The organism is Nocardioides sp., from assembly GCF_016462705.1.
Lineage (GTDB): Bacteria > Actinomycetota > Actinomycetes > Propionibacteriales > Nocardioidaceae > Nocardioides.
This window is the reverse complement of the sequence record NZ_JAEMSS010000106.1, coordinates 1-14870: the sequence shown is the minus strand read 5'-3', so window position 1 is coordinate 14870 and position 14870 is coordinate 1. Positions and strand designations below refer to the sequence as shown.

13 protein-coding genes are annotated in these 14870 nt (G+C 74.1%); 7 read left to right on the top strand and 6 right to left on the bottom strand.

Annotation, left to right across the window (positions count from 1 at the left end):
- Both JHD21_RS13910 and JHD21_RS13905 read left to right on the top strand, forming a co-directional pair.
- A partial coding sequence (locus tag JHD21_RS13910) for an ATP-binding protein (protein ID WP_292676382.1) occupies nt 1-1448 on the top strand: 1448 nt, incomplete at its 5' end.
- 152 nt (nt 1449-1600) lie between these two features.
- Nucleotides 1601-3859, top strand: a complete 2259-nt coding sequence (locus tag JHD21_RS13905; RefSeq protein ID WP_292676379.1) for an N-acetylmuramoyl-L-alanine amidase — start codon at nt 1601-1603, stop codon at nt 3857-3859.
- Here JHD21_RS13905 and JHD21_RS13900 read toward each other — a convergent pair.
- The gene (locus tag JHD21_RS13900; protein WP_292676375.1) at nt 3856-4608 is read right to left on the bottom strand and encodes a TIGR03089 family protein; all 753 of its coding nucleotides are present in this window, start codon (nt 4606-4608) and stop codon (nt 3856-3858) included. The two genes, JHD21_RS13905 and JHD21_RS13900, sit on opposite strands and share 4 nt — an antisense overlap.
- 24 nt (nt 4609-4632) lie before the next feature.
- Here JHD21_RS13900 and JHD21_RS13895 point away from each other — a divergent pair, with 24 nt between their 5' ends.
- Nucleotides 4633-5733 carry a mannose-1-phosphate guanylyltransferase gene (locus JHD21_RS13895; RefSeq protein ID WP_292676372.1) on the top strand — a complete coding sequence of 367 codons (1101 nt, stop codon included), beginning with the start codon at nt 4633-4635 and terminating at the stop codon, nt 5731-5733.
- Between the two features lie 97 nt (nt 5734-5830).
- On the opposite strand, the gene JHD21_RS13890 is transcribed toward JHD21_RS13895, so the two are convergent.
- The 3 genes from JHD21_RS13890 to cofD are packed head-to-tail and all read right to left on the bottom strand — an operon-like array spanning nt 5831 to nt 8620.
- Nucleotides 5831-6586, bottom strand: a complete 756-nt coding sequence (locus tag JHD21_RS13890) for a DUF3105 domain-containing protein (RefSeq protein ID WP_292676369.1) — start codon at nt 6584-6586, stop codon at nt 5831-5833.
- A gap of 49 nt (nt 6587-6635) precedes the next feature.
- Complete coding sequence (gene cofE / locus JHD21_RS13885; RefSeq protein WP_292676366.1) at nt 6636-7604, bottom strand: coenzyme F420-0:L-glutamate ligase; 969 nt, start codon at nt 7602-7604, stop codon at nt 6636-6638.
- Nucleotides 7601-8620 (bottom strand): 2-phospho-L-lactate transferase, encoded by a 1020-nt coding sequence (gene cofD / locus JHD21_RS13880; RefSeq protein ID WP_292676388.1) that lies wholly within the window; start codon nt 8618-8620, stop codon nt 7601-7603. The genes cofE and cofD overlap by 4 nt, the downstream gene beginning before the upstream one ends.
- Nucleotides 8621-8842: 222 nt before the next feature.
- Here cofD and JHD21_RS13875 point away from each other — a divergent pair, with 222 nt between their 5' ends.
- The 3 genes from JHD21_RS13875 (at nt 8843) to JHD21_RS13865 (ending at nt 13556) form a co-directional block, all read left to right on the top strand.
- Nucleotides 8843-9097 carry a WhiB family transcriptional regulator gene (locus tag JHD21_RS13875; protein ID WP_292676364.1) on the top strand — a complete coding sequence of 85 codons (255 nt, stop codon included), beginning with the start codon at nt 8843-8845 and terminating at the stop codon, nt 9095-9097.
- An 86-nt stretch (nt 9098-9183) separates the two neighbouring features.
- Nucleotides 9184-12153, top strand: coding sequence for a glycosyltransferase family 2 protein (locus JHD21_RS13870; protein WP_292676361.1), 2970 nt, complete (start codon nt 9184-9186; stop codon nt 12151-12153).
- Nucleotides 12150-13556, top strand: a complete 1407-nt coding sequence (locus JHD21_RS13865; protein WP_292676358.1) for a DUF5719 family protein — start codon at nt 12150-12152, stop codon at nt 13554-13556. Before JHD21_RS13870 ends, JHD21_RS13865 begins: the two co-directional genes overlap by 4 nt.
- Nucleotides 13557-13579: 23 nt before the next feature.
- Here the strand turns inward: JHD21_RS13865 and JHD21_RS13860 are convergent, their stop codons facing one another.
- Both JHD21_RS13860 and JHD21_RS13855 read right to left on the bottom strand, forming a co-directional pair.
- Nucleotides 13580-13942, bottom strand: a complete 363-nt coding sequence (locus JHD21_RS13860) for an EF-Tu/IF-2/RF-3 family GTPase (protein WP_292676355.1) — start codon at nt 13940-13942, stop codon at nt 13580-13582.
- A gap of 38 nt (nt 13943-13980) precedes the next feature.
- Nucleotides 13981-14403, bottom strand: coding sequence for a metallopeptidase family protein (locus tag JHD21_RS13855; RefSeq protein ID WP_292676352.1), 423 nt, complete (start codon nt 14401-14403; stop codon nt 13981-13983).
- A 135-nt stretch (nt 14404-14538) separates the two neighbouring features.
- Here JHD21_RS13855 and JHD21_RS13850 point away from each other — a divergent pair.
- Nucleotides 14539-14870: DUF3499 domain-containing protein (locus JHD21_RS13850; RefSeq protein WP_292676385.1), on the top strand; the 332-nt coding region annotated here is incomplete at its 3' end.

Here is a 14870-nt window from a genome sequence, read left to right as displayed (position 1 = left end):
TCCTCGACCAGTGGCCCGACCGGCTGTGCCTGGCCCTCTCCGTGGTGGCCGTCGGGCAGCTGACCCGGGTCTGGTGGCGGCTGCGGGGCACGGCGCGCCCGGGGTTCGGCTGGCTGGCGATCGGACAGGGCTTCCTGACCGCGGCCTTCGTCCCGATCTTCGTCGTCCGGCTCGAGGACTGGGCCTTCCAGCTGTCCGGCGTCAGCCTGATCCTCGCGCAGGCGTTCCTGCCCGTCGCCCTCCTCGTCGTCGTGCTGCGCCAGCAGCTGTGGGGGGTCGACCTGGTGCTGAGCCGGGTGACGGTGTGGGCGATGCTCACCGGCGCCGTGCTGACCGGGTACGCCGCCCTCGCCTGGCTCATCGGCCAGCTGATCCCGCGGTCGGAGGGGCTCGCCGCGTTCGTCGCGGTCGGGCTCGTGGTCGCCCTCGGACAACCGCTGCGGCACTGGTTGCAGGAACAGGTCGACCGACTGGTCTACGGGGACGCCGCCGATCCCGGACGGCTGCTCGACGCCCTCGGGCGCGACCTGGGCGACGGCCGGTCCGGCAGCAGCCTGACGTTCCTCGTCTCCTCGCTCCGGGACGGCCTGCGGCTGGGCGGCGTCGAGGTGCGTGCGGCCGACGGCCAGGTGCGGGCCGTCTCCGGGTCGGTGGCGCGCGCCGAGCTGAGCCTGCCGCTGCTCGTGGAGGGCCGCAGCGTGGGTCTGCTGACCGTCGCCGCGCCGGACGGGCAGCGGATCGACCAGCGCACCCACCGGCTCGTGGCACAGATGGGCAGCGTGCTGGCGGTCGCGCTGGAGCTGGCCCATGTCAACGACCAGCTCACGCTGGCGAGCGGGCGTCTCGTGGAGGTGCGGCACGAGGAGCGCCGACTGCTGCGCCGCGACCTCCACGACGGCATGGGTCCGGCGCTGGCAGGAGTGGGCCTCGGCCTGGCGGCCGCCCAGCGGCGGCTGACCCACGACCCGGCGGGGGCCGCCTCGCTGCTCGCCGAGCTCGAGACCGAGATCGAGCGACGGACCGACGACATCAGGCTGCTCGCCCGGGCCCTGCTCCCGGCCCAGCTCGACGACGGCGACCTGCCCCTCGCCCTGGGCGTGCTGGCCGAGCGCTTCGGCGCGTCCGGCATCCGGGTCCACGTCGAGTGCGACATCGCGGGAGAGCTCGCGACGCGTCTCCAGATCGCCGTCTACCACGTCGCGGCCGAGGCCCTGATGAACGCCTACCGGCACGCCCACGCGACCACGGTCCACATCCGGGTCCAGGCGCCGCCGGACGGGCCGCTGACCCTGGAGGTGCTGGACGACGGGCGCGGTCTGGACCACGACCGCGGCGCCGGCGTGGGACTGACGTCGATGCGCGAGCGGGCCGACGAGCTGGGCGGCACGCTGCGCGTCGAGCCTCGGGCGGAGGGGAGCGGCACCCGGGTCCGGATGGAGCTGCCCTGATCCCGGCGCCACCCGAAGTTCGACGAGCCTCATCGGCGTGTCGACTGGAAATTACATGTTTGTAGTTACTCAGAACCCCTAGCGCCGGTCTGTTACGGCTGTGACAGTTGCTTCGCGTGTGACCTTCCCCCACACCTTGGAGCTCGGTTCGAATGCGTCCCTCACGTCGTGCCTACATCGCCGTGTGCCAGCGTCTGCTGGCGCTCGGCGTCGTGGTCGTGGCCCTCGTGCCCGCGGCCGGAGTGGTGTCCCTGGACGTCGTGGGAGTGGCGCCGACCAAGCCGGTGGTGCCGCGGCAGCCGGTCGAGTCCACCGTCCAGGCCCCCGCGCAGGGCCGGTCACCGGGCGCGGTCGAAGGCGTCGACGAGCAGCTGCGCGACTACGCCGTCGAGACCACCCACGAGTCCGAGGTGCCCACGGCCCCGGTCGACCCGGTCGTCCGCGAGGTGTCGCTGACACCCAAGGCGCAGACGGCGGCCGAGCAGACCGATCAGGCCGAGCAGACCGATCCGGCCGACCAGACCGATCAGGCCGAGCAGACCGATCAGGCCGACCAGGCCGGGCCGGCCGAGCGGTCGGGGCAGACCGAGGTGCTCAGCGACCCGCAGACGGTGACCGGACTGGGTGCCGTCGGCGTCACCTGGGACGGCAGCACCGAGGTCGCCGACGACGCGATCGCCATCCAGGTCCGCACCGAGACCGACGGTGCCTGGTCGGAGTGGAGCGACCTGACCTACCACGAGGAGCACGGCCCGGACCCGGACAGCGCCGAGGCGGCTCAGGCCCGGCCCGGCACCGACGGCACGGTCGTCGGAGACGTCGACCAGGTGCAGGTGAAGGTCGAGATGGCCGACGGCGAGCTGCCGGCCGACCTCACGCTCGCCGTGGTCGACCCGGGGACAGCGACCGCGACCGAGGAGGAGGCCCCGGAGATCGACACCGCGGACCTCGCGACACCGCCCACTGGCGCGCAGGCGGAGGCCGAGCCGCCGGTGGTGGAGGCGCCCGGGCCGGACGTCGCGGGAGAGCCCGTCGCCGACGAGGCCATCGCGTTGCAGGCGACCACGGTCACACCGAAGCCGGTGATCTACTCCCGCGCCCAGTGGGGCGCCGACGAGTCCAAGCGGGACGGGAAGCCGTCGTACTTCGAGGTCCACGGCGGGTTCGTGCACCACACGGTCAACGCCAACGACTACAAGCGCGAGGACGTCCCGGCGATCATCCGGTCCATCTACGCCTACCACACCCAGTCCCGCGGCTGGAGCGACATCGGCTACAACTTCCTGGTCGACCGGTTCGGCCGGATCTGGGAGGGCCGGTACGGCGGGGTCGACCGTGCGGTCGTGGGTGCCCACACGCTCAACTACAACAGCTACTCGTTCGCCATGTCCGCCATCGGCAACTTCGAGCTGGTGCAGCCCCCGACCGAGATGATCCAGGCGTACGCCGCGCTGATGGCCTGGAAGCTGTCGCTGCACGGGGTCTCGGCCGCGTCCACCATCCAGCGGATCGGCTCGAAGAACTTCCAGGCGATCAACGGGCACCGCGACGCCGCGTCGACGGCGTGTCCCGGCAGGTACCTCTACGCCCAGATTCCCGAGATCAGGCGGCTCGCCGCCCTCGCCCAGGCGGACTGGTCGGGCCGCGACCCCCAGCCCAACCTGGTCGGCAGTCCAGCGCCGGACCTCGTCGCGCGCCGGATCAGCGACAGCCAGGCCGTCATCCTGCCGATCGAACCCACGGCCACCGGTGTGTCCCTGGGCACGCCGGTCGAGACCGGCCTGAGCCTGAAGCGGGCGGACCTCGTGCTCTCGGTGGGTGACTGGGACCGCGACGGGTTCAACGACATCGCCACGCGGTCGAAGAAGGGTGCGGTCCGGATCCGGCGCGGCGACGGGGCCGGTGGCTTCGGCGGCCCGCCGATCCGGCTGGGGACCTCGTTCAAGGGGTTCAGCATGCTCGCCGCGGTCGGCGACATGACCGGTGACGGGTACCCCGACCTCATGGGGCAGCCGGCCGGCTCCGGTGTGCACATCTACGCCGGGGGCGGGACCGCCGGCCTGGCCGCGGCGTACAAGGCCTACGGGAAGATGACCGGCAGCCAGCTGGTCGGCGTCGGCCGTCTCGACGGCGACGGGGCTCCCGACGTGATGGTGCGCAACGGCAACGTCCTGACCGCCTGGGCCGGCAACGGCCCCGGCGGACTCACGGGCGCGCTCCCGATCAGCGTGGACGTCACGAGGTACGACTGGGTCGTCGGGGTGGGCGACGTCGGCCTCACCGGGTCACCGGACCTGGTGGTGCGGAAGGCCGGCAAGGGCCGGCTCTCGCTCCTCCAGTGGGGCCCGACCGGGTTCGCCGCCCCGGTGAAGATGGCCGGCGGGATGAAGGCCTACGACCTGGTCGGCTAGGCCCCCGACATGATCCTGAGCGAGGTGACGCGTTCGGCCTGCGCGAGGCCGTCGAGCCGGTCGGACCCAGCTTCCCCGTGGAGGCCCGGGCCGACCACGAGGACCACGGAGCCGCGGCGCGCGAGCGGCTCGGTGAAGGTGGCGAGCTCCGGTGGGGAAGCCGGGTTCGCCGCAACCATGAGGCGGCCGCCGTCGGTGAGGAGACTCCCGGCGGCGGCCGCGCTCCACAGCTCGCCGTGGGTGACGACGACCCCGCCGGTGCTCGTCGCGGCGTCCGACGCGGTGGGCGGGTCCGAGGCCACGAACGCGTCCGGCTGAGACCACACGTCCACGCCGACGTCGTGCACGCCCGCCGGCAGCGGCCCGGCGAAGCGGACGCCCATCGGCAGCAGCGAGCACGCCAGCACGGGCAGGTCGTCGGCGGACGCCGCCCACCGGTCCAGCCCGGCGGGCCCGGTCACCACGGCGGCCGGGGCGTCGTCGTCCTGGGTGACCACCAGGCCCGCCGTCCAGGCCGCCCCCACGAAGACGGCGGTCAGCCAGTGCACCGGCAGGTCGACCCGGAACAGGTCGCCCCGCTCGAGGTCGTGCTCCTCGACCAGGAGCGACGCCGTCTTCGCGACCCAGTTGGCGTACGTCGCCACGGACAGCTCCACCCGCTCGCCGGTCGACTCGTCGTACCAGGTGAGCAGCGGGCGGCCCCCGTCGCGCCGCCGCTCGGCCTCGAGGATCTGGGCGAAGGTCGTCACGGCGCCAACCGTAGGCTGCGCTGTGTGACGGACCCGAGCACCCACTCGATCGAGCACTTCTGGGGAGTCGTCCCCGCCGGCGGCGCGGGCACGCGGCTCTGGCCGCTCTCCCGGGCGCTGGCCCCGAAGTTCCTCCTCGACCTCACCGGCTCGGGCCGGACCCTGATCCAGGGAACCCTCGACCGGCTGGGCCCGATCACCGACGACCGGGTCATCGTGGTCACCGGTGCGGCGCACCGCGACGCCGTGGCCGCCCAGCTGCCGGAGCTCGACCCCGGCTCGGTCGTGGCCGAGCCGTCCGCGCGGGACTCGATGGCGGCGATCGGCCTGGCCGCCGCGATGCTCGAGCGGCGGGACCCGGACGCCGTGATGGGGTCGTTCGCGGCCGACCACGTGATCACCGAGCCCGGGGTCTTCCGCGAGACGGTCCGGCTGGCCGCCGACGTCGCCCGGGACGACTGGCTGGTCACCATCGGCATCGACCCGGTGACACCGTCGCCGGCCTTCGGCTACGTCCACCTCGGCGACGACCTGGACGGCCACCCGGGCGCGTTCCGGGTGCGGGCGTTCGTCGAGAAGCCCTCGGTCTACATGGCCCGCGAGTACCTCGCCAGCGGCGAGTACCGGTGGAACGCGGGGATGTTCGTGGTCCGCCCCAGCGTGCTCCTGGACCTGCTCGCCGACGGCGACCCCGACTTCGCCGCCTCCCTCCGCGCCATCGCCGCGGACCCGGCCCGCCTCGAGGAGCTGTGGCCGACGTTGCCCAAGATCGCCGTGGACCACGCGGTCGCGGAGCCGGCGGCCGACGCCGGCCGGGTCGCGGTGGTGCCCGCGTCGTTCGGCTGGGACGACGTCGGTGACTTCGACTCGCTCGCGGAGCTGCTCGGCGCCACCGAGGACCGGGCCGTCCCGATCGTGCTCGGCGAGGAGTCGCTGGTGCGCACCGTGCACGGCACCGGGCTCGTCGTGCCCGGGTCCGGCCGGATGGTCGCGGTGATCGGCATCGACGACGTGGTGGTCGTCGACACCCCGGACGCGCTCCTGGTCACCACCCGGAGCCGGGCGCAGGAGGTCAAGCACATCGTGGCGGCGCTGAAGGAGAGCGGTCGGTCGGACCTCACCTAGTTGGAGGGCGGCCTGGGGTTGCGTCAGGCACAACGTCGACCTGCGCTCCAAGTGCGCCGAGTCGGCGCTACGGCAGCAGGCTCGGGGGGTGCGTCCCTCACATGGCGTCAGGCTCGGGCGAGTCGGTGTAGGGGTACTCGTCCATGAACGACTTCAGGGCGGCGCCGCTCGGCTCGGAGCAGTACTGCCAGACCCCCACCTGCTTGGAGGTGTCGGTCTCGCCGTTGCCGCCGGCCGACCAGTGCGTCAGCGCGATGTGCTGACCGTCGGGGAAGTCCTCGCCGTCCTCGGACGTCCAGGGTGCCGCGATGAACTTCAGCCGGAAGTTCTCGTCGTCGCTGGAGAACTTGTCGGCGATGCCCTCGATGGTGTTGAGCATGTCGGTGTCGTCCTTGGCCGTCTCGTCGTACCAGAGGATCGTGTAGCCGTGCTCGAGGTTGTGGATCAGCGACTCGAGCTCGGGCCGGTCGTTGGCGGTGTAGAACTTCCGCTCGAAGGTGGCGGGTGCGAGGCCCGCGACGTTCCAGTGCGCACCGAACGTCGGGGGAGCGTCGGTGTACTCGACCTGCTGCGTCTCGTCGACGTGGTCGGCGTTGCCCTCGGAGGGCTTGGTGATGACGTCCTGGCAGACCGACGCCGCGGCGCCGATCTCCTCGAGCTTGAGGCTGTTGAACTCGGAGAGGTCCCGGTTGCGCTTGATGATCGGGTAGACCGCCAGCCCCAGGATGATCAACGCGACCAGGGCGCAGACGCCGACGATCGCGAAGCCCCGGCGCCGGTCGGCGCCCTTCTGCTTCTTGCGGATCTCGTCGATGACCGCCTGGCGGTCGGACTTGACGGACTTCTTGGCCACGGGGGACTACCTCGGGGGCTCGGCTGCTGGTCGGTCGGGCGGGCAGAGTCTACGGAGTGCCCGGTCGGATCCGGGCCTCGGCGTTGCCAACCGTGTCCTGGCCGTGACCGGCCGGCGGCACCAGGGACCAGCCGTGGGCGTAGGCGAGCAGCTCCAGGCGGACGTCGGGAGGGGTCGCGACCACCAGGTCGACCCCCTCGTGACGGGCGTCCAGCCCGGTGATCGAGCGGATCGCGTCGGCCAGCTCGTCGGCACCCGCCGGCGCCCCGAACCCGGCCCGGTCTCCGTCGCGGCCCAGCAGTGCCCGGACGACCGCCTCGCGGGCCCCGAAACCGAAGAGGTCGCCCGCCTCCGGCCGGACCAGGGCCGTCGCCCCCGGCCCGTGGTCACCCGCGGCGAGCACCAGGTCGGCGCGGCCGCGGACCACGGCGAACGGGCGCCCGCCGAGCTTGCCGGAGGCCAGCTCCGCCAGCCCGGCGATCTCGTCGGCCACCGCGGGTGCGGTCACCGCGAGCGGGTTGCCGTGCGCGTCCACCCGCCCCGCGTGGTCGTCGAGGACGGTCAGGCCGGCGGCGCCCACGGCGATGTCGGTCTGACCCTCCCGCCAGGCGCGGCCCGCGGTGTCGGTGACGACGACGCCGATGTTGAGCCCGGCGCGGTCGGCGACGGCCGACCGGATCCGGCGGGCAGAGGCGTCGGGGTCGAGGGGGAGGAGGACGAGCATGCCGACCTCGACGTTGGAGTTGTCGACGCCGGCGGCGGCCATGGTCAGGCCGTGCCGGGTGCGGACGATGGTGGTCGCCCCGCGGCGGGCGACGACGCGGACGGCCTCGGCGGCGATCGCCGCCTCGCGGTCCAGGCCGGGGACGAGCCGCCCCTCGGCCTTGCTGACGACCTTGCTGGTGACCACGAGGACGTCGCCGTCGGCGAGGTCGACCAGGGGCAGCAGCAACGCGACCAGGTCGTCGCCGGGGCGGACCTCGGGTGCGCCGTCCGGCGCCGTCACGCTGACGATCACGTGACCAGCCGGATCGCCGCACCGGCCATGGCCGCGGTGGCCGCGTCGTCGGTCATCAGCAGCGGCACGGCCGCGGCGGCGAGACCGGTCTCGTGCAGCCGGTCCAGGTCGCCGGCGTCCTGGCTGTCGACGAGCCAGGCGTCGAGGACGCCGCCGGCGGAGCGGGCGCCGTAGTGCAGCCCGACACCGGCTGCGCTCACCTCGACCCCGATCGAGGTGAGCAGCTGCTCGGCCATGCCGCGCACGTGGGTGCCGCCGATGATGGGGGACAGGCCGACGACCGGCGCGGCGGTGGCGGTGACCGCCTCGCGCACCCGGGGCACACCGAGGATCGTCCCCACCGACACGACCGGGTTGGACGGCGGCAGCACGACCAGGTCGGCGTCGGTGATGGCGTCGATGACCCCCGGGCCGGGCGTGGCCTCGTCCAGGCCGACGACCACGACCGCCTCGGCGGGCACCGCGGCGCGCAGCTTGATCCAGTACTCCTGGAAGTGGACCACCCGGCGGCCGCTCGGTGACCGCGACAGGTCCGGGTCGCGCACCGCGACGTGCGTCTCGACCCGGTCGTCGGTCATCGGCAGCAGCCGCAGGGCCGTCCCGAACCTGGGCGACAGCCAGCGCCGGCACAGCGCCTCGGTCACCTGGGAGAGCGGGTAGCCCGCGTCGAGCATCTGGGTGCGGACCAGGTGCGTGGCGACGTCACGGTCGCCGAGACCGAACCAGGTCGGCTCGACGCCGTACGCCGCCAGCTCGTCCTTGACGCTCCAGGACTCGTCGCGCCGGCCCCAGCCGCGCTCGGGGTCGATGCCGTCGCCGAGGGTGTACATGACCGTGTCCAGGTCGGGGCAGACCTTGAGGCCGTGCACCCAGATGTCGTCCGCGGTGTTGGCCACCACGGTGACCTCGGCGTCGCCGGCGACACCCGGCAGGGTGCCCTCGCGGATGCCGTGCAGGAGGCCCTTGAGGAACCTCGCGCCACCCATCCCGCCCGACAGAACGGTGATCCGGCGCATCTGATTCACGGTGACCAGCCTGTCAGGGACCCGAGGCCATACCAGACCAGGGCTTGACTTCCGTGGATGACAGGCATGTAATTCCCGTAGTGTTCTTCACTCGTGGACCAGAGACATCTCGGGCTGGCCGGTCGGGCGGAGTCACCGGCAGGACGGCAGGGTCGAGAGCATTTTCAGGGTCGTAGATTCCGCTCGAGAGGGCGGGGCCGGGAGGCGAGTGCTGTGAGAGAACTCTTTCTCCTCGACGGGGACATCGAGGACGCGGGCTGGCAGGAGCGTGCGCTGTGCGCACAGACCGACCCGGAGGCGTTCTTCCCCGAGAAGGGTGGGTCCACGAGGGAGGCCAAGAAGGTCTGCCTCACGTGTGAGGTGCGCAACGAGTGCCTGGAGTCCGCGTTGAGCAACGACGAGCGGTTCGGCATCTGGGGCGGGCTCTCCGAGCGGGAGCGCCGCAAGCTCAAGAAGCGCGCGGTCTGACGTAGCAACCAGCGAGGTGGCCCCCGGATGAGCGGGGGCTTCTCGCATTTCCGGGGCCGCACACCGGCCCCCTACTGTGGACGACCGTGTCCGACTCCGCCGCCCCGTCCACCGGCCACCGCGCCGCGCGGGTCGGCGGGGGCGAGGGCCCGGCCGGTGGCGAGGACGTCGCGGTCCTCCTGGTCAGCCACGACGGTGCCTCGTGGCTGCCGACGGTGCTCGCCGGCCTGGCGGAGCAGCAGGCGCCGATCGCCACCCGGGTCGCCGTGGACACCGGCAGCAAGGACGAGAGCCCCCGGCTGCTCGCGGACGCCTTCGGTGCCGACCACGTGGTTCCGGCGCCGTCGTCGACGACCTACCCGGCCGCGGTCCGGCTCGGGCTCGAGCGGTTGGCCGAGCTCGCCGGGCGCGACGGGTCGGCGCCCGAGTGGGTGTGGCTCCTGCACGACGACACGAACCCGCACCCCGAGGCCCTCCTGGCGCTGCTCGCCGGCACCGCCGAGCACCCCGACGCGGACGTGCTCGGGCCGATGCTGCGCGAGTGGCCGTCGCTCAAGGCGGTCCTCGAGCTGGGCGTGACGATCTCCGGGACCGGCCGGCGCGAGACAGGACTGGAGCGCGGGGAGTACGACCAGGGCCAGTACGCCGAGGTGCGGCCCGTCCTCGCGGTGAACACCGCCGGCATGCTGGTCCGCCGGCGGGTCCTCGAGGCACTCGGCGGGTTCGACGACGAGCTCCCCATGTTCGGCAACGACCTTGACTTCGGCTGGCGCGCCGCCGCGGCGGGGCACCGCACGATCGTGGTGCCGCAGGCCGTGGTGTTCCACGCCGAGGCCGCCCATCGGGGCGTGCGGCAGACGCCGCTGACCGGACGGCACACGCACTACCAGGAGCGGCGGGCCGCGCTGTTCACGCTGCTCGCCAACGGCCGGCCGCGCCGGCTGCCGCTGCAGGTGGTGCGGCTCACCCTGGGGACGTTCGTGCGGATGCTCGGCTTCCTCCTGGTCCGGTCGCCGGGCGAGGCGCTGGACGACCTCGCCGCCCTGGTGTCGGTCCTGCGCCACCCCGGGCACCTCCTGGCGGCCCGCCGCGCGCGGCAGGCCGCGGCGACCGCCGACGTACGGCCTCTCCTGCCCCCGTGGTGGCTGCCCTACCGGCACGGCCTCGACTTCCTGCGGGACCTGGGCGGTGCCCTCGGCCAGCAGGCCGCGGACGTCGCCGACCGCCGCCGGGCCGCCCAGGCGGAGCAGGACCCGGAGTCTTTCGCGGCCCGCCGGACCCAGCAGCTGGAGCGCCTCAGCGGGGACGGCAGCGACGACGAGCTCATCGAGGACAGCGGCCTGGTGGCGCGGTTCTTCACGAACCCGGTGGCCGTGCTCGTCGCGGTCTTCGTGCTGGTCGCGCTGGCCGCCTCCCGGGGTGCCCTGGGCGAGGTCGCCGGCGGCGGTCTGTCCCCCGTCCCCGACGGCGTCGGCTCCTGGTGGCGGCTGCACACGGAGTCGTGGCACCCCCTGGGGCAGGGCACCGGGGTGCCGGCCCCGGCCTACCTGCTGCCCCTGGCCCTGGTCGCCACGGTCCTCGGAGGGAGCCCCGCGGCGGCGGTGTCCCTGCTGCTGGTCCTCGCCGTGCCCGGCGCGGCCTGGGGGGCCTGGCGGTTCCTGCGGGTGGCCGGTCGCCTGGTCCGCCTGGGGGGCGCGCCCCGCTGGGTGATCCTGTGGGGCTCCACGACGTACGCCCTGGTGCCGGTCGTCGCCGGCGGCTGGGGCGACGGTCGGCTCGGTCTCGTCGTCGCCGCGGTGCTGCTGCCCTGGCTCGCGCACGCGGCCCTGGGTTTCGCGGACCCGGTCCCGGACCGCCGCTGGCGCGCCGCGTGGCGCAGCGGCGTGCTGCTCGCCGTGGTCACCGCATTCACCCCCGCGGCCTGGGTCTTCGCGGTGCTGCTCGGGGGCGTCGTCGTCACGGCGGCGTTCCGGCTGTTGCCGAGCGCCATGGGCGACCGCTCGACCTGGGGCCCCCCGGCCGCGGCCGTGGGCGTCGTCCCGCTGCTGCTCGCCCCCTGGTGGGTGTCCGCCCTGACCCACGGCGCCGGGTCCGCGCTGCTGCTCGACGCCGGCCGGGTGCCGGGACCCGCCGCGGACGGGCTCGACCTGCTCGCCGGACGGCTGGGCGACCTCGGGGCGCCCTGGTGGCTCGGTGCCGTGGTGCCGGTCCTCGCCGTCCTGGCGCTGGTCCCCCGGGCGACCAGGATCCCGGTCCTCATCGCCTGGATGGTCGCGGTGGTCGCGGCGCTCGTCGCGTTGTTGCTGTCCTTCGTCCGGGTCGACCTGCTGGCGGGCTCCAGCGCCGCCGGCCAGGGGTTCCTGCTCGTCGTGCTGCAGGGCGCGCTTCTCGTCGCGGCGTCACTGGGTGCACTCGGCCTGGTCCAGAGCCGGATGCCACGGTGGCGGAGCGCGGTCGCCGTCGCGGCGGCCGGGGCGGCCGTGGCCGTCCCCGTCGGTGGGCTCGCGTGGTTCCTGACCGCCGGCCAGCCCGAGCTGGACGAACGGCTCGACCCGGACATCCCGGCGTACATGGTCCAGAGCTCCGAGGGCGGTCCCGAGCACGGCATCCTCGTCGTCCGCGGCAGCGTCGACCAGGGCCTGCGCTACCTGGTCCGTCGCGAGGACGGCTTCCGCCTGGGTGAGGACGAGATCGTCGCGCACTCGGAACCGGACGCACGTCTCGACGGGTTGGTGCGTTCCCTGGTGTCGCGCCCCACGCCGGCCGAGGTGTCGGGTCTCGGTGACGCCGGAATCGAGTACGTCGTGCTGCCGGCGCCCGCGGACCCGGACGTCGCCGCGGTCCTGGACGCCACCAGTGGGCTCGAGGCGGCCAGCGCCGAGGACCGCGGGACCCGGGCCTGGCTGGTCGACCGTCCGCTCTCGGCCGACGAGCTGGACGGCCCGCGCTCCTGGCTGCGGATCGCCCTGCTCGCCGGGCAGGCCGTGGCCGTCGTCACGGTGCTCGTCCTGTGCGCGCCGACCACCAGCAGGACGAGCTCCAGGAGGCAGCGATGAGCCGGCCGACGAGGCGACTCCGGCCCGACCTGGTGGTCGCGGCCGCGCTGCCGGTGGTGTGCCTGGCCGCACTGTTGGTGACCACCCCGGACGCCGGTGGCTCCGGCGCCGGCGAACGGCGGGCGCCGGAGCTGACCGCCCTGACGTCCGCGTCGGTGGTGTGCCCGTCGGCCCTCGGCCCGGGAACCGGCGCCGGCGCGTTCGTGGGGGTCACGACGCTCACGGAGGCGGACGGGGAGCTACAGGCGGGACTGGGGGACGACGTCCGCGCGGTGGAGGTCGCACCCTCCCGGGTCTCGTCCGTCGAGGCGGCGACCGGACCGACCCCGGTCGCGCCCGGCGGACCGGTGGTGGTCTCCGGCACGGACGACCTGGCCCCCGCTCTGGTGGCGGGCCGGTCGAGCAGCTCGCCGCTCACCGCGACCGACTGCCGGCCGCCGAGCGCCGAGCAGTGGTTCGCCGGCCTCGGCTCCGGCGCCACCCACAGCTCGGTCATCGAGCTGGTCAACCCCAACGCCGGGCGCGCGGTCGGTGACGTGGTCCTGTGGTCCCAGTCCGGGCCCCTCGACGTACCCGAGCTGCTCGGCGTGTCCGTCCCGGGCGGCGACGGCGTGAAGATCGACCTCGGCGCGCTCATCCCACGGCGTGGCGAGCTGATGGCCCAGGTGACGACCAGCCGGGGACGCCTCGCCGTCGACGTCGCCGACTCGGTCGACGAGCTCGGCACCGGCCTCGCCGCCACGGACTGGCTGGCCCCCCAGGCGGAGCCGTCGAGCCGCAACCTGCTCCTGGGCCTGACCCGGAGTGCGGGGGAGCGGACCCTGGTGCTGGGGAACCCCGGCGACGACGAGGTGCGGGTCACCGTGCGGTTCGTCACGCCCGACGCGGTCTTCGCCCCCGCCGGTCTCGAGCCGGTCGCCGTCGCACCGGGCACGACCAAGCCGGTGACCCTGACGGGGCTGCTGGACGAGGCCGTCGCCCAGGGAGCGACCGGTCTGCTCCTGGACTCGACCGGGCCGGTCGTGGCCAACCTGCGCCAGCTCGCCGGCGGGGACCTCTCGGAGGTGTCGACGGTGTCACCGTTCGGGTCGGCGACCGCCGTCCTGGTGCCGGCCGGCAAGGCGCGGCTGCTGCTCGCCGACCCGGCCGGCGTCGGGCTGGCCACGGTGGTGGCCCTCGACGCGTCGGGCACCGAGCTCTCCCGCGAGGAGATCGAGCTGGTGCCGGACACGGGTGCCACGGTCGCGCTCCCCGAGGGCACGGCCCTCGTGCGGGTCACTCCCGAGCGGACGACGGTCCGGGCGGCGCTCGTGGTGACCTCGGAGCAAGGGGTCGCCGTGCTCCCGCTGCGTGAGCTGCTGACCGACGGTCTGGTCCCCGACGTCCGCCCGGCGCTGCCCTGACGCAGGTCGAGGCAGCGGCCCGGTCAGGACTCGAGGACGTCGCCGCGCATGACGTTGTCGCCGGTCCCGCCGGCGAGCATCAGACCGACGTTATCCCCGGCGGAGGCCGTCTCGAGCTTCGTCCGGAACATCTCGACGCCGGTCACGGACGTGGTGCCCAGCACCGTCCCCGCCCTCCGGATCCGCACCTGCTGACCCACCCGCACGTTGCCGGAGCCGATCCGCCCGGTGGCGACGGTGCCCCGTCTCTTGATCGTGAAGACGTCCTCGACGACCATCCGGAACGGGCCGGTCGGGGACGCGGCGTTCGCCTCGGCCAACAGCACGTCGACGTCCTTGCTGGCGGTCCCGTCCGCTGCCTTCTCCCGCTGCCAGGGCCACTTCATGGCGTGAGGGTACGCCGTCGGCACCTCCGGTGGCCGGATCAGTCGGGCCGGCCGCGGTAGCGCGGGTCGACCTCCTCGGCGTCGATCCCGAGCAGCTCGGCCACCTGCTCGACGAGCACCGTGAGCACCATCGCGGCGAGGTCGGCGCGGGTCTCGCAGCGGTGCTCGATCGGCCGCCGGAAGAGGACCAGCCGGGTGGGTCGCGCGCCCGTGCCGCGCACCAGGGAGGAGAGCGGGACGTGGGGGCTGTCCCAGTCGTCGGGGATCCGCGGCGCGTCCTCCACGGCGTACTCCACGAGCCCGAGCCGGTCCGACCAACGCCGGTCGATGGTGGTCACGACATCGAGCACCAGCTCGTCGAACCGCTCCTTGGCGGTGGGCAGCTCCGGGACGCCGGGCTGTCTGGGCAGGACCCCGGGACCTCGCATCCCGCGCCCACGGCGGTCACGCGTCCTCGGCACGCCCCGACACTAGTGGCGAGCCTCAACGCCGCCGGGCGTGCGCGCCGGTACGGTCGCGCTGTGACCACCGCCGCGACGTCGCCCGGGCCAGGGCGCTCCCGTCGTTGCTCGCGATCCACGTGCGGGCGGCCCGCCATCGCCACGCTGACCTACGTCTACGCCGACCAGACCGCGGTGCTCGGTCCGCTCGCCACCTACGCCGAGCCGCACGCCTACGACCTGTGCAGCGAGCACAGCGAGCGGCTCTCCGCCCCCCGGGGCTGGGAGGTCCTGCGGCTGGCCAGCGATCTCTCCCCGCGCGGGCCCTCCGACGACGACCTGCTCGCCCTGGCCAACGCGGTCCGGGAGGCGGGGCGACCGGTGACCCCCGCGGCGGCGCCCGCCGCCGAGAGCGGGTCGCACGAGACGATCCGGCGCGGCCACCTGCGGATCCTGCAGTCCGACGACTCCAGGCCCGACCCCGAGCC

Bases quoted from the DNA above. Each gene is read 5' to 3' on its own strand.
- JHD21_RS13905 (WP_292676379.1), top strand. From the start codon at position 1,601: ATGCGTCCCTCACGTCGTGCCTACATCGCCGTGTGCCAGCGTCTGCTG.
- JHD21_RS13865 (WP_292676358.1), top strand. From the start codon at position 12,150: ATGAGCCGGCCGACGAGGCGACTCCGGCCCGACCTGGTGGTCGCGGCC.
- JHD21_RS13860 (WP_292676355.1), bottom strand. From the start codon at position 13,942: ATGAAGTGGCCCTGGCAGCGGGAGAAGGCAGCGGACGGGACCGCCAGC.
- cofD (WP_292676388.1), bottom strand. From the start codon at position 8,620: ATGCGCCGGATCACCGTTCTGTCGGGCGGGATGGGTGGCGCGAGGTTC.